We start from the raw sequence: 18924 nt of genomic DNA, 5'->3' as shown, positions 1-18924 counted from the left end.
GAAGGGCGGCCGAGGGCGGGTCACGGGGCGGGGGTAGCCTTGGCGGCGACGAGAGCCTCCTTGCAGGGCTGGGAAATCTTGTCGGGATTGGCCTTGATGCACTGAAGGATGCGCCCGCCGCCCGGCTGCACGCCGGGGCAGGTGGCGCGGATGTCCGCCTCGCAGGCGGCACGGATAGCCTGTGCCTGGGCACGCGAGATATTCTGTGCTGTGGCGGCTCCGGAAAAGGCGGCGCCGAGCAGGGTGGCGAAAGCCAGCACGAGGCCGGCGCGAAGGAAGAACGCACGATCCATGAGGTCGGCTCCTTTAGCGGGTTGGGACGCAGAACCATGGAGCCCGCCCGGCAGGGGGCCGGCCGACCGCGACAGGCTCCATGGCGGGCAGGTTCGCGCCTGCCATGCCGCCGGGAACGGGTGTGCTGCGCACGGCGACGGAAGCGAATATCGACCCGAGGTTTTGCGGTCGTGTCTCCGCGCCGGGGCTTTTTGTTGCAGTTTGTATCGACGCCGTGGGGATGGCTTGCGCGGCTCCGTCGTCGCTGTCATGCCAGCGCCATGACAGCCGCAAGAGTGCTTCTGGTCGAGGACGACCGCGACATTCGCAGCCTGCTCGTCGATTTCCTCGGCGGCGAGGGCTATGACGTCGAAGCGGTCGGCAGCAGCGTCCTGATGGACCGGGCGCTGGCGCGCGGCATGCCCGACATCGTCATCCTCGACATCATGCTGCCCGGCGAGGATGGGTTGTCGATCTGCCGGCGGCTCAGGACCAGAAGCCGGGTACCGATCCTCATGCTCACGGCCAAGCATGACGACATCGACCGCATCGTCGGGCTGGAGATTGGCGCCGACGATTATCTCGGCAAGCCGTTCAACCCGCGCGAATTGCTGGCGCGCATCCGCGCCTTGCTGCGCCGCGCGTCGGGTCCCCTGTCCGCGGGTGTGCCGGAGAGGCGGCGGCGGCGTTTCGCGGGGCTGATCGCCGATCTCGACGCACGCACGGTGGCGGACGAGAGCGGCCAGCGTGTCCTGCTTACCACGGCCGAGTTCGACCTGCTGACCTGTTTCCTCGAACGGCCCGGCCGCGTGCTCTCGCGCGACCAGTTGCTGGACTGGACACGCGGGCGCGCCGGTGGCGACCCGTTCGACCGAACCATCGACGTCACCGTGTCGCGGCTGCGCAGCAAGCTGGCCCGCGGCCTCGGCGAGGCCGAGCAACCGATTACCACCGTGCGAAATGTCGGCTACCTGTTCTCGGCTGACGTGCACGAGGTCTGAGGCGAATTGACATGCGTCTCGGCCTGCTCGCCCGCATCATCCTGATCGTCGCGGTGGCATTTTTCGCCATCCAGCTGGTGGCGCTGGCCTTCTATTTCGGCGCGGGCGAGGGGCGCCCGGCTCTCGGCGAGGCGCCGCCTTCGCTGCCGCGGCAGATCGCGTCTATGGTCCTACTGGTCGACAAGGTGCCGGCCGATCTCCGGCCTGCTTTGCTGGAGGCCTTCAGCGAGAACGGCCGCACCGCAACGATCATTCCCGCGCTACCCGACGATCTCGACCCCACGAAAGGCATCGGACGTATCGAGCGTTCCATCCGGACGGCACTGGCGCTGCGGGGTGCACAGGGGCGGCAAGTGGTCGTGCGACTCGATGGGCCCAGTGAAGACGGGCGCGGCGACATGCTCAGCGTCTATGTCGGACTGGCCGAGGGCGGCTATCTCTGGCTCGACATCCAAGACCGCGTCACGGTCCGGCTGCTCGGCGTGCCGATCGGCTTCTTCGCCGGCCTGTTCGGCGTCCTTGTCGCTCTGGCCGCGCTGGTCGCGGTCGCGCGCGAGATGCGGCCGATCACGCGCCTCGCCCGCGAGGTCGACAGGGTCGGCGAGAACATCGCCCCGGTCACGATAGCCGAGCGCGGCGCGCCGGAGCTGCGCACGCTGATCCGCGCGGTGAACGCGATGCAGGAGCGTATCGCCGCCTTGGTGCGCAACCGCACGCTGACGCTCGGCGCGATCTCGCACGACCTTCGTACCTATCTCACCCGCCTGCGCCTGCGCGTTGAGATGTTGCCGGAGAGTCGCCACCGCGCCGGCGCCATTGCCGATGTCGAAGCCATGCAGTCGCTGGTGGAAGACACACTCGACTTCGCGCAGGAATCCTTCGCCCCGACGGAGCGGGCCTGCGCCGACGTCGCGGCCGCGCTGCGCCGCTACGGCGCCGAGCAGAACGACGCGCGGCTCGTCCTCGAGATGCCGGACGGCCCGGCATGGGTCGCGATGGGCGACAAGGCGCTCGGGCGCGTCATTGCCAACCTCGTCGGCAATGCGCTGCGCTATGGCGAGCGGGCCTTCGCCCGCATCGATGCGAGCGCCTCGCCTGTGGTGCTGGTCATAGAGGATGAGGGCCCCGGCATCCCCGCCGAGGAGCGCGAGCGCGTCTTCGAGCCGTTTCATCGGCTGGAGTCCTCGCGCAATCGCGACAGTGGCGGGACGGGCCTCGGCCTGACCATCGTCCGTCGGCTCGTCGAGCGGCACGGCGGCAGTGTCGAGCTGGACACGAGCCGGTGCGGGGGGCTTGCCGTCCGGGTCCGGTTGCCGCGGGCGGAACCTGCGGGCTGATACAAATCGACATGCCGCGGTTCGAGCGGCGATACCTTGGCCGCTCACCCTTGCCGCCTCATCAACGGCAAAGGACTTGACGCCATGAGAGCCACATTCCCGACCAGACTGACCACACGCCTAGCCGGGGGAGCGGCCGTCCTCGGCCTCGCCGCCGTCATACCCACACTCGGGAGCGCGCGGGAACTGACAGGGCCCGCCGGGCCCTGGGCATGCGAGCCGGAGCCGTTCGTGAGCGAGCCGGGACCGGCCTACGATCCGACTTCCGTTCGGCTCATTGCCGGCCTGTTGCTCTCGGCGCAGGAAACCGCGCTCGGCATCCGGAGCGACCAGATGGATGCCTGGCGCGGCTACACAACGGCGCTCATCGCGCTTCTGCCCTCAGGCGAGCGGCTCGGGCGCTGGACGCAGGAGAAGCAGCGCGCCGAGGCACAGGCTTTCGACCTCGCGCAAGACATCGCCATCGCCGCCATCGAGAGGGCGGAGAAGGCCCGCGCTTTGCAGGACGCGGTCTCCACACTCAAGACGGCGCTGACGCCCGAACAGATGAGCATGGCCAAGCAGATGCAGACGACGTTGGTCGAGCGAATCGTCCGTTTCTTGGAATGGCGCCGCAGCGAGGCGCCTGGCATGCCGCTCTGACGGTCACGCGCGGATAAGAAGAAGGCCGGGAGCGCAGGCTCCCGGCCTTCTTTATCGGGTGACGTCCGATCACCACCGCTGGAAGCTGCGCGAGCCGCTGTGCACACCGCCGCCGGGGCCGACGACCGCGCGATTGGTCGTGCAGCCCTGCCCAACAGCGCAGTTTCGTGTGCGCGCCGCCATGCCGCCATTCGGGCCGGCAGTGACCCGGGTCGAGGTGCACGCCCCGCCGGTGCAGACGCGCGTCTGTCCCGTCGCGCCGCCGTAAACTCCGGTGGCGCCGCGGACGCCGACGCAGGCGCCGCCTGCGCAGGAGACCGAGCGACTGGCCGACGTCACGCGCGGCGCGACATAGGGCGGGTAGGCCGCCCAGTGTCTGTGCCAGGGATAGGCGACATAGTAGCGGTCCCAATAGGCGCGGTTGAACGTCACGACGGCGATGCCAACCGCTGGCGCCACAGGCGCGGTCAGCACGACCGGCGCCCCGCGATAGACCACTTGGATGTAATCTGCCGCCACCCATCCACGATAAGGTCCGAAGCCGATGTCGCACCAGCTAAAGCCGGCAACGCAGCCGAAGGTGGTGATGGCGGCGCCCGCCGGCACCACGGTTATGGCGGGATAGACCGTCGACGGGCCGGCGCGCAGATTGACATTGGTGACGGCGACAGAAGTCGTCGCGGCGCTCGCCGCCGATACGGCAGCGACGGTGAGCGCGGCAGCGAAGAGAAGCGTTCTGAGCATGGCGGAACCCTGATGCGCGCCGCCCGAAGGCAGCGTCTGTTTGTCCGCCGACCTTGATAGTTGCCTGACCTCGCCCGCGTGTCTCGCCCCTGTTTCAGTTTGTGACAGCGAAGGCGGCGATGACGCAGTGGCGGCACCACACAGAAATCGACAGTCAGGTTGCCGCTGGGCAGGGATCTGCCGAGTTTGCCTTGCGCCACGCTACGCAGTTTACCGGCCTCGCGATGCCGCGCCGCCCTGCTTTTCCGCCGCCCGCAGGACTCAGCCTGACGCGGGGCGGAAGCGACTTCAAGATCCCGAACCAGCCATCTCTGCCGAACGTATGAATCCGGGGCTTGCCCAAGGGCCGTCGGCGCGGCAGGCGCGGGTGTGGTGCCCGACGAAGCTCACCCCCTCACATGGCGGGGCCGCCTCGCCTTCAAACACCCGCGCTCGGAGGGGCCGGGATCAGCGAGAACACCCTCAACACGCCTCGCGCGGCGGACCGCATTCGGATGGCCAATCCGCCGTGCCGCCTCGCTCGCTCAGAAGCGATAGTTCAAGCCGACCTTGACCATGTGCAGGTCGAGCGAGTCTGAGGCGCTGCGGCCATTTGCGATGCTGGAACTGCCGGGATGGGTGGTGGTGGTGTAAACGGGGGTTTCGGTTGGCAGGCAGAAATCGCCGCCGAGTATTTCGCACAGGAACTCGTTTGGAGGCTCGATCGTCGTGCCGGTCCGTTCCCTCGTCGTATAGTCCTTGCCAACCCCCGCTCGCGCATTGGCGAAGGTGGCCGTCCTGGCCGCGAAGCGGGTGAAGGTGTAGTCGGCCTTGATCGACCAGCGGTCGTTAATGGCGTATTCGGCGCCGCCGCCGATCGTCCAGCCGGTGCGATCGATCTTCACGCTTTCCGTCGAGAAGATCTTGGTGGACGTGCCGTAGGAATCCGACCCCCAGGCGTCGGCCGAGATATACTGGTCGCGCTTCATGTTCTCCCTGGCAAACGCCGCGCCGCCGGTCGCATACAGGAACAATCCGTTGTCGAAGGCATAGCCGATGCGGCCGCGCAGGCTCGCCATCAGGTCGATGTCGTAGCGCGTCTCCGCCTGCAGCATGTCGGTGCCGGCCAGCGCGCCTTCGGTCGCCAAGGCCTTTTGCGAACCGCTGAGATAGGTCTTGCTGACATCGGCTTCCATGCCGAATACGAAACCGTTCGCCAGCTGGTAGTTGAAGCCGCCCTGAACGCCCCAGAGATAGTTGTCGCCGAGATCGAGATCTGCGGATTCGGTGGCGGCGATGGCGCTCGGCAGCCCGTTCAGTGTCGTGGTGGTGCCATCGATATGGGCCAGAACCCCGCCGGCGTGGAAGCCGGCATAAAGGCCGGTCCAGTCCACCCCCTGCCCCGCGCTCCTGAGCGGCGGCATGAGCGTGGGCGGCTTCTGGTCGCCGCCAAATCGGCCGGTCAGGCCGGCATAGAAGGTGCGCCCCGGACCGGGCTGATTCACCAGCCCCAGCGGATCGACATAATACTCGTCCGTCACATTCTCGACGCGGAGGCTCGCCGTAAGGTCATCGTTGATCTTGTACTCGGCGAACAGGTCCACCAGCACATAGGGCTTCCAGTTGATCTGCGTGATGAACTGGGCGGCGCCCTGCGCCGTCACCTGGCCGTGGCCGATGGCGCGCGGGCCGATATAGGAGACCTGCCCGCCCAGCGTCAGCGCGTCGTCCAGGAATTTCTGCGACACGGTCAGGTTCACCATATATTCCGGCGGCACCTGGTTGGTGGCGTAGTCGCCATAAAGCGTCTTGCTGTCGCAATTGTTGGCGGTGCGGCAATATTCGATGTCGAGATAGTAATTCGCGCCGAATGCGGCGGTGAAGCCGGCATTTTGATAGAGGGCGGAGAATTCGAGGCCCGCGAACTTCGCCCGGTCGATATTGTAGACCTGCATGCCGTACCATTCATACCCGTCGCCCTGGAAGGCACGGAACTCGCGCGTGACATAGTCCTTCACGTCCCAGTTGAAATAGCTGAACTTCAGCATTCCCTGGTCTTCCGCCGCGAAGAGGCCGTCCCTGACATAGTTGACGCCGACTTCCCAATTGCTGGAACGCTCGGGCTTCAGATCGGGATTGGGAATGATGGTGAAGGCGGAGCCGGCCTCGAACAGGCTCGGGAAGCGCAGCGCATTCGAATAGTTGACATAGAACTGCGCGCCGTCGACCGGCTCCACCGTCACGCCGACCGACGGGCTGAAGCCGCCTTCGTCGCGCTGCGGCTCCGGGTTCACATAGGAGCTGTTGGAATTGGTGGAGCGGTCGTCGGACCAGTAATGCGAATAGCGCAGGCCGGCATTGAGCGTCAGCCAGTCGAGTGGCTGGTAGGCCACCTTGCTGAACACCGCCGCTTCCTCGCGCTGGGCGTCGCGCAGGTTGAGCCAGCCTTCCAGGGCCTGGGAATAGCCGCTCGGCCGCGTATCCTCGCTGAGATAGGACACGCCGCTGGTGAGATCGAGCGCGCCGTACTGCTCAAAACCGAGATGCGCGGTGTTGGTCGCGTCGGCGCCCCACATCACCGTGTCCGAGCCGGTGCGGTAGCCGGCCGGCAGGCCGATCGATTCCGGCGTGGGTATGGTCGAGCCCCGCCTCGGATTGCGCAGTTCCAGCCGCGTCGTCCACAGGTTGGACTTGAGGTCGATCAGGTCGTTGTCCTCGGGGTTCCAGCGATAGCGCAGCGTGCCGGTATCGACGGTCGTGCCGGCCGACTGGTTCTGCTGCCTGGGCTGGCCGCGTTCGCCGGTGAAGCGCGAGGCCAGCAGGTCGCCGGCCTCGGCGCGATAGCCCGTATAGCCCGCCTGCAGGCTGTGGCCGTCGCCGAACCGCACGGTTGCCTTGGTGATCCAGGATTCCGTTTCAAGCTGCGTGTTCAGCACCTCCTCGCCGGCGCGGTAATTGGTGAGACCCGTATTGTCGACATAGCTTGGCCAGTCGGTGCAGACATAGGTGCCGCAGACGGATTTCGGCCCGGTATTGACCGGGCTGGCCCCCGGTCCGTTCGTGCCGGCGAAGTAATTGCCACGGTTGCGATAAGCATAGGCCGCGAAGAGATCGTAGTTTTCCTCCTTCACGCCCGCCGCGAAACTGGCCGAGCCGTTCCTGGGGTCGAAGGGGCCGGGCCGGTCCATGCCGGAGGCGGAGGGCACCGCGACGGGAGCGGACCACGGCGTGGACGGCCAGAGATAGCCCCCCTTCGCGCCCGCCTCAGGCTCCGCCGAGTTGGTGCCGAACTCGCCCTTGACGCGCACGCCCCAGGTTTCGCCCGGCTTGACGATGTCGCCGGCGTCGAGCGTACGCATCGTCACCGTGCCGGCGATGCCGCGCGAGGCGACGTCCGATCCCTTGGTGATCTCGATGCCGGCCAGCAGATCGGGGTCGACATAGGTCCGGTTCGAGAGGCCCTGATAGCCCTGATAGACAGTGACGCCGTTCTCGGCGCCGTCGATCGTGGTGGCGACACGGCCGAAGCCCTGCATGCCGCGGATGTTGACATCAATGGCGCCGGCACCATTGCGCGCCTCGCCCGACATCACGCCCGGCGTGCCACGGAAAATATCGGCCGGGCTGCTGCCGCGAAAACGCTCAATGGTCTCCTGCGAGATATAGGCCACCGGCGCCGCCGTCTCGAATGGCCGGTAGACCGGATTGCCGGCATCGGACACGGTGATGACGTCCAGCACGACGACGTCGTCGGAAGCGCCGCTCCCGGCTCCACTTTGGCCGGGGTCGCTGATCGTCGCGGTGGAGCCGCTGATATTGTAGGCGAGGTTGGTTCCCCGCAGCAGCGCGTCAAGCGCCTGGTGGGGAGCGTAGCTGCCCGAAAGCCCCTGCGTGCGCTGCCCGCTCAGCACCTGCGAGGAGGCGAGGAACTTCATGCCCGAGGCACGCGCCCAGGTGGTGAGCGCGAGGCCGAGGCTTCCCGCCGGGATGTTGTAGGAAACCTGCTGCTGGGCGATTGCCGGGGCCCCATGGCCCGCCGTCGCCAAGGCCGTGGATCCGAGAAAAAGCGCCAGGCGCGCCTTGCGGAAAATGCCCCTGCCGTCGCGCCTCATCCTGGTTTCCCCTGCCTCGAGCCCTGCCCCTTCCGGGGCCTCAACGGGGAAAGACGCGGCTCACGCAAAACCTGACAGCACGGCACGAAAGATCGTAATTACTCTAATTCTGCGGCGGCTCCCTATTCAGACACGGGCCCGATCAAGATGAGATAGGGCAGGCGCGTGACACGCACCGGCAATGTCTGCTCAAGCGCCAGGAAGAAATCATCGGTATCATGGGTCGAGAAGATGCCGGTGACGGGAAGTTGCTTGAGTTTATCGTCGATGAAGAAGACGGTGCCGCGCCGGTACCGCCCCATTTCATTGACGACCTCGCCGAGCGGGCGGCCATCGAACAGGATTTCGCCCTTCCGCCACGCCGTCACCTGCTCGATATCGACCGCGCGCGGGGCGCTAAGCCCCGTCGCCGGGGCGAAGTCGACACCCTGTCCCTCGCGGACCTCGACACTGCCTGCCGACTCCAGCGAGACGCGGACGGCATGCTGGGTGACGCTCACATCCGTGCGGGCGCCGTCCCGGCGTATGTTGAAGGCGGTGCCGAGCGCCCGCACCTCGCCCTCGCCCGCATCGACGAGGAAGGGGCGCGAGGCGTCGGCGGCGACGGTGACGAAGACCTGGCCGTCCAGCACGCGGATACGCCGCTGGCTACCGCCGAAATCGACATCAAGGCTGGTCGCGGAATCCATGACCACGGAAGACCCGTCGTCGAGCGTGACGGTGCGGATTTCCCCCACCGACGTGGCCTGATCGGCAAACCAGCTGGAGAAGGATCCGGACGCACCCGCGCCGGCGAGAGCAACGACCAGCACCAGCGCGCCCGCCGCCTTCCATCCAGGCCGGGGCGGCGGCTTCAAGGCCGGGCCGAGGCGGCTCCAGACATGTTCCGCACGCGCGGCGGCCTCGGCATGGCTCGGATGCGCCATCTTCCACTCGTGATAGGCGAGCCAGTCCTGCTCCGTCTCGCTGCCCGAATGCAGACGGACCAGCCAGGAAAGCGCGCGCTCCGTCAGCGGGTCGTTGGTGGTGGCAGCACGCGCCCTGCGCCTCATGGGAGACCATCCATGACGATAAAGACGTGCGAGGGTGCCTTCATGACACTGGGTCTGGCGCTTTTCTAGAAGCCGGCTTCACTGAGCCGCGCGAGGCAATGGCCGAGCGCCCGCGAAATATACTTGTTGACCATGCTCGGCGAGACGCCGAGCCGGATGGCGATCTGCGCATGGGTGAGACGCTCGACCCGGTTGAGCAGCAGCGCGGTCCGGGCCTTGGCCGGCAGTTCGTCGAGCGCCTGCCGCAGCGCCCGGTACTCCTGACGCGCCGAGAGGCGTCGCTCGGCCGACGGCGCGTTGTCCGACAGCTCGTGCGGCGCGACGGCATCAAGGGCAACCATCTGACCGCGCCGCCGCTCGCGGCGGGCAAGATCGAGCAGGAGGTTGCTGGCAATGCGCCAGAGGAAGAAGCGCGGGCTCTCGGCCGCCATCTCCGTCTGCCGCACATGGGCGATGTACCGAACGAACGCATCCTGCACGAGATCGGACGCGGCCTCCCGGTCGTGCAGCTTGCGATAGGCAAATGTCGCCAGTTCCCGGTGATACTCCCGGAACAGGCTGTCCAGTTCAGCCGACGAGGTAGAGACAGAACCCATGCCCCGCCTTAACGCGAACAAAAAAACAATGCAAACTCAATAGTTTATAGATTTTCCAAATAACATGAAGAGAGCAGGCGCCCGACGGGCGGCCGGCCCGCCCTCACCGGGCATGCCGGCTGGCGGGGCGCCTGAGGCCGAGATTGTCGCGCAGGGTCGTGCCCTGATAGGCGGTGCGGAACAGGCCGCGCCGCTGCAGCTCCGGCACCACCTGCGTGGTGAACTCGACAAGACTGTCCGGCAGCACCGGAAAGGCGATCATGAAGCCGTCGCAGGCGCCGGCCTCGACCCAGGCCTGCATCTGGTCGGCGACCTGAGCGGCGTCGCCGAAGAAGATCGCCTTGCTGCGGTTATAGCGCCGGCACACCTCGCGCAGCGTCAGTCCCTGATGGATGAGGCCGGCGATCTCCTGGAAATAGACCTGATGGTGGTTCGAGGTGGCCGGCACCCGGTGCGGCGGCACCGGCTCGTCCAGCGGCAGGTCCGACAGATCGGTCTCAAGGTCGGTCTTCAGATAGAGCAGGCCGATGTCGATATGGACCTTGTCCTGCCAGGAGGCCCATTTCTCCCGCGCGTGCGCCTCGCTGTCGCCGACGACGATGGAGACGCCGGAGAGGATCTTCAGCGCGTCCGGATGACGATTATAAGCCGGCATACGACCCTTGAGATCGCGGTAGAAGGCGAGGGCTTCCTCCATGGTCGCGCCGGTGCCGAACACCACTTCCGCCGTCTCGGCGGCGAAGGCCTTGCCGGTCTCCGAGGCACCGGCCTGGAAGATCACCGGGCTGCCCTGCGGCGGGCGCGCCATGTTGAGGGCGCCATGAACCTTGAAGAACTCGCCCTGGTGGTCGAGCACATGGAACTTCGACGGCTCGAACATGCGGGCATTCGCCTTGTCGTAGATGAAGGCGTCGTCCTCCCATGTGTCCCACAACCCGCGTACCACATGGAGGAATTCGCGCGCCCTGGCGTAGCGGCGATCGTGCGGGGGCAGCCTGTCGAGGCCGAAATTGCGCGCGGCGAAGTCGTTGGCAGAAGTTACGACATTCCACGCCGCCCGCCCATGGCTGATGTGATCGAGCGAGGCGAACAGCCGGGCGACGTTAAAGGGCTCGTAGAAGCTGGTGGAGGCGGTGGCCCCTAACCCGATATGGGCGGTGGTCCCGGCAAGAGCGGAGAGCAGGGTAATCGGCTCCAGCATGTTCATGTAGAGCGGACCTCGGGTCCAGGCGTCGAGGTTCTCGGTCCGCGCGGCCGGCGTGTCGGCGAGGAAGAAGAAATCAAGCAGGCCGGCTTCGGCGATCTGGATGATGCGCCGGAAGTAATCGACATCCGTCGGCGCCTTGTCCTGCGCGCCCGGCAACAGCCAGGCGGAGGAGTGATAGCCATTGGCCTCGAACAGGCCGCCAAGCACCATGTTTCTACGCAACGCCATCTGCTTTCGCCGGCCCGATTTGGAGAGACTGAACGCTGGAATTGGAGGGCTAATGCCCCCGGCCGCTGCGGTGCACGGTGCCGATTGACGCGCCCGGTTCCTCGGACGGCCGGCTGTTCATGTATTTCATGAACAGCTCCGCCTGCGAGGAGATGTTGAGCTTCACATAGAGCCGCTTGCGATGGACCTTCACCGTGTCCTCGGAAATGCCGAGCACGCAGGCGATGGACGCATTGGTATGGCCGCGCAGCACCAGCAGGGCGACTTCCATCTCGCGGCGGGTGGCGTTGACGCGCCGCAGCCAGGCGGCGTCGAACTCCTCGCCCTTGTCAGCCGGCAGCGGCGCGGCACGCGGACAGAGGTCGGGCCGCAGCAGCGCATGCTTGCGCACCAGCGATGCCAGCAACGGCTCGGCGGCGTTGAGGTTGTCGAGCACCGACGGGTCGAAGTGCGGCGCGCCGGTGCAGCGGCCGAGCGAGATATGGATGGTCTGCAAAGCGCTTACGGGACAGAGGATGCCAATCTCGTCGACCAGCGGCACATCCTTGTAGTAGGTGTTGTGGTAGGCGCTGCTGGCGAAGTCATAGTCGAAGATCTCCTTGCAGCGGCTGACGCCGATCGTCATGCCCTGCACGGCGGCGGTGTAGAACGGGTCCAGCCGATAGGCCTGCGTCATGTAGCAGTGCCGGAACCTGTCGGGCTGGATGGTCGAGCAATGCTCCAGCACGATAGGCGGGGCGGAGGCGGAGAAGGACAGGATGAGGCAGCTGTTGAACCCGGTGAGTTCGTAGAGCGCGGCTCTTAGCGTGCGATGGAACTCGTCCGTGCCCAGCTGGTCGACAATGCTGCTGAACGAGCGGGACGACATCGCCAGATTGGCGCTTTGAGCGCGATCGATAGCACTTGCAACGCTCGGCTGTCCGGCATCGGTGAGCATCGAATTCCTCCCGGCTGTGGCGGGATGTCGACGCAAGAACAGGGCCATCCATGATTCGCCGCTCGGCGCGCGCGCCGTCAGCCCCTGGCGGTAGCTCGATGTGCCTGGACGCAGCCCCCCGGCCCAAGGCGGCAGCGTCCGGCGGCGCTGTCGCTGATAAAGGCGAAGGCAGCGTTCAGAATTCGAGCAGATTGTCCCGGAAATGCTCATGCGCATAGGCCTTGCGCATCAGGCCGCGCTTCTGCAGCGCCGGGGCGAGCCCGTCCTCGATCTCGGCGAGGGTGCGGCGATGAAGATTGGGCAGCGAGAACAGGAAGCCGTCGCCCCCCACTTCCTGCATCACCTCGCCCATCTGCGCGGCGACATCGTCGGGCGAGCCGAGCAGTTCGACGCCGTCGCCGTCATGGTTGAAGGAAACGATGGCCTGGCGCAGCGTCTTGTTGCCGGCGGCCTTCTTGAAATCGTCGAGCAGCTGCTGATGGCCATTGGTGGTGAGGTCGCCGATCGGCGCGTCGAGATCCAGCTTGGTGAAGTCGATATTGGTGATCTTGCCGAGGAAGGCCATCTTGAGGTCGGTCTGCCGGGCCTCGGCGGCCCGGCGCTCGGCCTGGATGGCGCGGGCATCCGCCATGCTGGCGGCGAGGATCGGCGTGACCAGGAACATCACCTTGCAGCTGTCCGGGTCGCGGCCATGGCCGACCATGCGGGCGCGCACATCGTCGCGATAGGCGCGCATCGCCGGGGCGCCGACCACGCTGGCGACGATGGTGTCGGCGTGGCGGGAGGCAAATTCCCGCCCGCGCGGCGAGCCGCCGGCCTGGGCGATGACCGGGCGGCCCTGGGGGGCCGGACCGCAATTGAGCGGACCGCGCGAGCTGTAATATTTGCCCTTGAAGTCGATCTGATGCACCCGCTCATGGTCGACCAGCATGCCGCTCTCGGCATCCGCAACCAGCGCATCCGGGTGCCAGGACTTCCACAGCCGGTCGACCAGATCGATATACTCGTCCGCCATGTCGTAGCGCAGATCGTGCTCGGTGAGCTTCTCGAGCCCGAAATTGCGCGCGGCGAAATCCGAACTGCCCGTCACCATGTTCCAGCCCGCCCGCCCGCCCGACACCTGGTCCAGCGTCGCCACCAGACGGGCGAGCAGGAAGGGCGGATAGGCGAAGGTCGCCAGCGTCGGCACGATGCCGATATGGCGGGTCGCCCCGGCCATAAGGCTCGCCACCACGGAAGGGTCCTGCCGGGGCACGGAGATGCCATTGTGGAGATAGATGGCGCGCGAGCCGGCAAAGCTCTCGCCGATATAGGAACTGTCCTCCAGCAGGATGTAGTCGAAGCAGGCCCGCTCCAGCGACCGCGCCGCGTCGAGGAAAAATTCCGGCTTCATCCAGGTCTCGGCGATGCGCCCGGTCCAGGGCTGGCCCCAGGCCTGGACGCTGGAGCCCTGGAGAAAGAGGCCGAGATGGAAAGGGTGTGGCATCGTCTTGTCCCCGGATAGGCGGCGCGGCGGGGCCCGGCGGCGCGCGCGCCGGCCGGGCCTCTCAATGCAGGATCGAGCGAATGAACCCGCTGAGACGCGGGTTCTGCGGGTTGTCGAAAATGCGGTCCGGCGGGCCGGATTCCATGATCGTGCCGTCGGCGATGAAATGGACGACATCGGCCAGCTTGCGGGCGAAGGCCATTTCGTGGCTGACCACCACCAGCGTCATGCCGCGATCGGCCAGGGCGCGGATGGTGTCGAGAATGCCCGCCACCAGTTCGGGGTCGAGCGCCGAGGTCGGCTCGTCGAACAGAATCAGCTTGGGCCGCATGGCGAGCGCGCGGGCGATGGCCACGCGTTGCTTCTGCCCGCCCGAGAGCTGGTCGGGATAGAAATCAGACTTGTCGTGCAGCCCCACCTCGCGCAGCAGCCGCTCGGCGTCGGCGATGGCCTCGGCGCGCGGGCGCCGCTTCACCATGATCGGACCTTCGATGACGTTCTCCAGCACGGTGCGATGGCTGAACAGGTTGAAATGCTGGAACACCATCGGCATTTCGCTGCGCGCGGCACGCAGCACACGCTCCGGCGCGAGATGGAAGATGCGCCCGTCCTCATGGCAGAGAGGGCGTCCATCGAAGGTGATTTCGCCGGAACTCGGCGTTTCCAGAAAGTTGATGCAGCGGATCAGCGTCGACTTGCCGCCACCGCTGGGGCCGATCAGGAAGGCCACCTCGCCCGAACGCACGGCAAGGTCGACGCCCTTGAGCACATGCAGGGCACCGAAGGATTTGTGCAGCCCGCGCACACTGAGCAGCGGTGCCTCGCTCATGGCAGCACCGCGATGTCAGGCGCCAGCGCCTTGGCCTTGCGCCCCTGCCGGCGCAGATATTTCGGCGTCAGCTGATGTTCCAGATGACGGATGAGGCGCGACGCCACGAAGCTGAGAATGAAGTAGATGATCGCCACCATCATATACACCTCCATATTACGGAACGTATTGGAGATAATGATGTTGCCGTTTCGGAGCAGTTCATTGACCGATATAAAGGAGACGAGGGACGAGTCCTTTAACAGCGCGATGAAGTATCCGCCAATGGTCGGGATCGCGATGCGGAAGGCCTGGGGAAAGATGATCCGCCGGTAGATCATCGGTTTCGACATGCCGATCGACATGCCCGCCGCCCGCTGGCCGGGGTCGATCGACAGGATGGCGGCGCGAAACACTTCGGACAGATAGGCCCCGAGATTGAGGCTGAGGCCGAGAACTCCCGCCCAGAAACCCGACAGGGTGATGCCGATCGTCGGCAGGGTGAAATAGATCACCATGAGCTGGACGATCAGCGGCACATCCCGCCAGATCTCGACATAGGTCATCAATGGCCAGTCGAGCCAGCGCTTCCCGCTCAGCCGCCCCAGCGCCGTCGCCAGCCCCAGCACGAGCCCGAAGGCCATGCTTAGGAAGGACAGTTCGAGGGTGACAAGAGCGCCTTCGAGCAGAAACGGGAAATGCCGGGGGATCAGGACGAAGAAGAACTCGTACATCGCGCCGTCTCCGCGCCGGTTATTTCATCGTCTTCTCCTGATGGGCGGCCCAGACGCCGTATTTGGAGAGGATGGCCTTGCGGGTGCCATCTGCTTCCATCGAGGCGAGCGCCTCGTTGATCGCGGCGAGCAGTTCCGGGCATTCCTTGCGCACGCCCACGGCCGTGCCACCGAGGATGTAGGGGGCCTTGGCCTCCGCCTCGGCCCATTCCGGCTTGGAGGTGTAGTAGATCGGATCGCCGAGCGCCCTGAGGTCCCCGAGCTGCTCCTGCTGCGCCAGAAGCGTGGCCTGATCCATGACAACGGCATCGGCCTGGCCGTTGCGCAAGGCCGAGAACGGAGCGCCGAAATCGTTGAAGTCCAGCACCTTTCCGGCCTTTCCGGCGTCGACGAGGACGTGGGCGTTCAGCGAGTCCAGCGTGCCGAGCGTCGACGCCAGGGTCTTGCCCTTCAGATCGTCGAAGGTCTTGATCGGCGAATCCTTGGTGACGATGACATAGTCATAGAGCAGGAAATAAGGGTTGGAGAAGGAGATGCCGGCGCCCTGCATGCGCTCCTGCGTCACCGCCATGCCCGACAGGATGATGTCCCAGCGCCCGACCTTCAGGCCGGGGATCAGCGAGGTCCACTCGGTGACGACATAGTCCTGCTTGGGCACGCCGATGCGCTTGCCGATCTCCTGGAAGATCTCCCATTCCATCCCGCCATAGGTGCCATCCTCGTTCTTCCAGACGAAGGGCTTGGTCCCCAGCAGGCCATTGCCGGCGGTAATGACCCCGGCCTTCTTGATGTCGGCCAGGCAATCGGCCCGGGCACCGGACACGGCCGAGAGCATCGCCAAGGTTGCCAGCGCCGTCAGTTTCATCGCCATTTTCATGATGCGCTTCCCTGCCTGAGTGGGGCCGCACCTTCCGGCGGACAGCGCCAGCGTGCGGAATCTGCCCTCCAGTTCAATCGCGCGGGGAGAGCCGAACAATAACCAAAGGTGGGTAGTCGCGGCCCTGTGCCGACGGGTTCCGGCGCTGTGGCCGGCCGGCGGAAATCCCGGCGACGACGAGACGCTCTGGCACGCGCATTGCTGCGTGCGGCACCCCGCCCTGTGCCGAGGTTCCGCCGATGACCGCTCACCCCTCCCGCTATCGCTCGCCGGCCGATTTCGGCGCACGCGCCCAGGACCGGGCGCAGGACCTCATCTTCGTGTCGGCGCAGTTCGGCGATCCGGGCGATGGGCTGGAGGCCCAGATCGACCAGGCGGCGGCGAAAGTCATCGCGGCGCTGGCGGAGGCCGGCGCCGGGCCGGGCGACGTGGTGAAGCTCGGCATTTTCTACCACCGTTTGCTGATCACGCGCGAGACGACGATCCTCTCCCGTCTGCGGGCGGCTTTCCCGGCCGAGCCGCCGGCGGTGGTCACCGCCATCCCCCTGCATGCCCTCGTCGCCGGGGCACTGGTTCAGATCGAGGCCATCGCGCTGCATCCCGACGGGGTCCGGCACGGTCAGCGGGTGGCGGCCGCGCCCGCCAATGCGGACGGCTTCAGCCGCGCGCTACGCTGTGGTGATCTCGTCTTCGTCGGCGCGCAGATGTCGCGGGACGGCCAGGGCCAGACGCTGCACCGGGACGACATTGTCGGGCAGGCAAAAGCCACCATCGGCCATATCGGCGAGGCGCTGGAAGAACTGGGCGCCGATCTTTCCTGCGTCGCCAAGCTCAACACCTATTATGTCGGCCACGGCACCACCGAGGACTGGGCGATGGCCGCCCGCGTGCGCTCGGATGCCTTCCGCAAGCCGGGTCCCGGCGCCACCGGCGTGCCCGTGCCCGGCCCCTATCCCGCCGACATTCTCATCCGCCAGGAATCGATCGGCCTTGTTGCGCCCGACGGCACGGCGGCGCCGCGCGCCACCAGCTGGCCGGAAGGCACCTGGGACTGGCCGATCCCGGTCTCGTTCGAGCAGGGGCTGAAGATCAATGAGCTGCTGATCCTCGGCGGGCAGATTTCCGCCAACCCGCAGGGCGAAGCGGTCTTTCCCGGCGATCTCGCCGCGCAGGCGCGCAACACGATGGAGTGCATTGGCCGCATCCTTGCCGGCTTCGGCGCCGGCCCTGACGACCTCGCCAAGGTGACGGTGTTCATCGCCACCGAGGGGGACGACGCGGATATCGCCGTCGTGCTCGACGTCCTCGCCCCGTTCTTCAGCAATGGTCTGCCCGCGCTGACCCTCATCCCGCTGTCCCGCCTCGGACTAACCGGGCTGGAGATCGAGATCGAGGGCGTCGGCACGCTCCGCGCCTGAACCGGACCGCGCCGTAACCCTTTGTGGGTAGATATTTCAAGCCGCTGTTATCCTAGAGGATTCCGAGCTTGCGTAACTGGCAGCATCGGGTCCTGCCCGACAGTTCGCTGCCGGAAGCGGCCCGGTTCCGACGCCAGAGGGGTCATCATGGCATCTCCTTTCCACATGGCCTGGTTCCTTCAGGGCTCCAGCGCCCAGGCCTGGGGCGAACCCTGGACGGGAAATATCGGCCGCGAATGGATGAGCGCGGATCTGTTTGTCGATCTCGCCCGCGCCATCGAGCGCGCCTGTTTCGACTATCTGCTGATCGAGGATTCGATCTTCATCGGCGAGAACTGGCAGAATTCGCGCGACATCTTCCTGCGCAATGGCATCTGCGTGCCGCGCCAGGAGCCCTCCGTGGTCGCCACCCTGCTGGCGGCGTCGACGAAGCGGCTCGGCATCGTGCCGACGCTCTCGACCTTCGCCTATCATCCCTACCTCACCGCCCGCATCATCGGCTCGCTCGACCAGATCTCCGGCGGGCGCGCCGGCTGGAACCTGGTGACAGGCTTCAACGATCTCGCGGCGCAGAATTTCGGGCTGGAGGGCATGGCCGACCATGACGAGCGCTACGCCATGGCCGAGGAATACGCTAACATCGTCAAGCAGTTGTGGGATTCCTGGGAGCCGGGCGCCATCGTCGATGATCGCCAGAACGGCGTGCTGGTCGATCCCTCAAAGGTCCACACCATCGACTATGCCGGCACGTACTACGCCTCGCGCGGGCCGTTGAACTCGGGACCCTGCCCGCAGGGCCGGCCGATCATCGCCCAGGCCGGCGGTTCCGCGACCGGGCGCGCCTTCGCCGCCGCCCATGCCGACACCATCGTCGCGGCGCCTTCGGGGGTCGAGAACATGAAGCGCTACCGCGCGGAGGTGCGCGCCCAGATGAGCGCCATGGGGCGCGATCCCGACAGCTGCAAATTGCTGTTCCTGCTCTCACCGATCATTGCCGAGACCGAGGACCAGGCCCGCTGGTTCGCCGAGCAGCGCAAGATCCAGACGGCGGAGAGCATTCCCGCCCGCCTCGCCCGGCTCGGCTGGGCGACCAATATCGACTTCTCGCAGTTCGACCTCGACGCGCCGGTGGGCGAACTCACCACCAACGGCACCCAGTCCACCCTGCAGGCCTTTCTGGTCCGCGCCGGCAAGCGGACACTGCGCGAGGCCATTGTCGCTCATTACGGCTCCGGCTACTGCGTCGACGTGGTCGGCACCCCCGACAGCGCGGCGGCGCAGATGGGCGAGATCATGGAAGAGATCGGCGGCGATGGCTTCCTCATCGTGCTGCCCGATGTCAGCCGCCGCTCCATCGCCACCATCACCGACGGGCTGGTGCCGGCGCTGCAGCAGCGTGGGCTGATGCGCCGGGCCTATGAGCACGCCCATCTGCGCGACAATCTCCTCGCCTTCTGACGGCGGGCCGCGGATGGTCGCCCGCCTCGGCCGCG

The 18924-nt window shown here is 66.4% G+C and carries 16 protein-coding genes; 5 read left to right on the top strand and 11 right to left on the bottom strand.

Features of this window, described 5'->3' with window-relative positions; translation table 11 throughout:
* Positions 1-20: 20 nt before the first annotated feature.
* On the bottom strand, positions 21-293 hold the full coding sequence (locus BLO63_RS10945) for a hypothetical protein (RefSeq protein ID WP_091440235.1): 273 nt from the start codon (positions 291-293) through the stop codon (positions 21-23).
* Between the two features lie 261 nt (positions 294-554).
* Here BLO63_RS10945 and BLO63_RS10940 point away from each other — a divergent pair, with 261 nt between their 5' ends.
* From BLO63_RS10940 to BLO63_RS10930, 3 genes are all read left to right on the top strand, one after another.
* Positions 555-1274 (top strand): response regulator, encoded by a 720-nt coding sequence (locus tag BLO63_RS10940; RefSeq protein WP_091440233.1) that lies wholly within the window; start codon positions 555-557, stop codon positions 1272-1274.
* 11 nt (positions 1275-1285) lie between these two features.
* On the top strand, positions 1286-2611 hold the full coding sequence (locus BLO63_RS10935; RefSeq protein ID WP_091440231.1) for an ATP-binding protein: 1326 nt from the start codon (positions 1286-1288) through the stop codon (positions 2609-2611).
* Between the two features lie 231 nt (positions 2612-2842).
* Positions 2843-3253 carry a hypothetical protein gene (locus tag BLO63_RS10930; RefSeq protein ID WP_091440219.1) on the top strand — a complete coding sequence of 137 codons (411 nt, stop codon included), beginning with the start codon at positions 2843-2845 and terminating at the stop codon, positions 3251-3253.
* Between the two features lie 69 nt (positions 3254-3322).
* Here BLO63_RS10930 and BLO63_RS10925 read toward each other — a convergent pair whose 3' ends face one another.
* From BLO63_RS10925 to BLO63_RS10880, 10 genes are all read right to left on the bottom strand, one after another.
* Positions 3323-3997 (bottom strand): SH3 domain-containing protein, encoded by a 675-nt coding sequence (locus BLO63_RS10925; RefSeq protein WP_091440217.1) that lies wholly within the window; start codon positions 3995-3997, stop codon positions 3323-3325.
* A 524-nt stretch (positions 3998-4521) separates the two neighbouring features.
* The gene (locus tag BLO63_RS10920; protein ID WP_091440215.1) at positions 4522-8088 is read right to left on the bottom strand and encodes a TonB-dependent receptor domain-containing protein; all 3567 of its coding nucleotides are present in this window, start codon (positions 8086-8088) and stop codon (positions 4522-4524) included.
* A gap of 122 nt (positions 8089-8210) precedes the next feature.
* A complete protein-coding gene (locus tag BLO63_RS10915; protein WP_091440213.1) occupies positions 8211-9140 on the bottom strand; it encodes a FecR family protein in 930 nt (309 codons plus the stop codon).
* A 65-nt stretch (positions 9141-9205) separates the two neighbouring features.
* The gene (locus tag BLO63_RS10910; RefSeq protein ID WP_091440211.1) at positions 9206-9736 is read right to left on the bottom strand and encodes an RNA polymerase sigma factor; all 531 of its coding nucleotides are present in this window, start codon (positions 9734-9736) and stop codon (positions 9206-9208) included.
* Positions 9737-9839: 103 nt separating this feature from the next.
* Positions 9840-11171, bottom strand: coding sequence for an LLM class flavin-dependent oxidoreductase (locus BLO63_RS10905; protein ID WP_244517803.1), 1332 nt, complete (start codon positions 11169-11171; stop codon positions 9840-9842).
* Between the two features lie 49 nt (positions 11172-11220).
* Entirely contained in the window at positions 11221-12108 is an 888-nt protein-coding gene (locus BLO63_RS10900; protein WP_091440205.1) for a helix-turn-helix transcriptional regulator, read from the bottom strand.
* A gap of 175 nt (positions 12109-12283) precedes the next feature.
* On the bottom strand, positions 12284-13594 hold the full coding sequence (locus BLO63_RS10895; RefSeq protein ID WP_091440202.1) for an NtaA/DmoA family FMN-dependent monooxygenase: 1311 nt from the start codon (positions 13592-13594) through the stop codon (positions 12284-12286).
* Between the two features lie 61 nt (positions 13595-13655).
* A complete protein-coding gene (locus tag BLO63_RS10890) occupies positions 13656-14423 on the bottom strand; it encodes an amino acid ABC transporter ATP-binding protein (protein ID WP_091440198.1) in 768 nt (255 codons plus the stop codon).
* Complete coding sequence (locus tag BLO63_RS10885) at positions 14420-15136, bottom strand: amino acid ABC transporter permease (RefSeq protein WP_091440195.1); 717 nt, start codon at positions 15134-15136, stop codon at positions 14420-14422. Before BLO63_RS10885 ends, BLO63_RS10890 begins: the two co-directional genes overlap by 4 nt.
* A gap of 19 nt (positions 15137-15155) precedes the next feature.
* Positions 15156-16013, bottom strand: coding sequence for a substrate-binding periplasmic protein (locus BLO63_RS10880; RefSeq protein ID WP_091440190.1), 858 nt, complete (start codon positions 16011-16013; stop codon positions 15156-15158).
* Between the two features lie 239 nt (positions 16014-16252).
* On the opposite strand from BLO63_RS10880, the gene BLO63_RS10875 reads away from it, so the two are divergent.
* Positions 16253-17431 carry a RidA family protein gene (locus BLO63_RS10875; protein ID WP_091440187.1) on the top strand — a complete coding sequence of 393 codons (1179 nt, stop codon included), beginning with the start codon at positions 16253-16255 and terminating at the stop codon, positions 17429-17431.
* Positions 17432-17578: 147 nt separating this feature from the next.
* The gene (locus BLO63_RS10870; protein ID WP_244517802.1) at positions 17579-18889 is read left to right on the top strand and encodes an NtaA/DmoA family FMN-dependent monooxygenase; all 1311 of its coding nucleotides are present in this window, start codon (positions 17579-17581) and stop codon (positions 18887-18889) included.
* Positions 18890-18924 lie beyond the last annotated feature (35 nt).

Origin of the sequence: Ancylobacter rudongensis (assembly GCF_900100155.1) — a bacterium.
GTDB lineage: Bacteria > Pseudomonadota > Alphaproteobacteria > Rhizobiales > Xanthobacteraceae > Ancylobacter > Ancylobacter rudongensis.
This window is presented reverse-complemented; position numbering and strand designations above follow the sequence as displayed.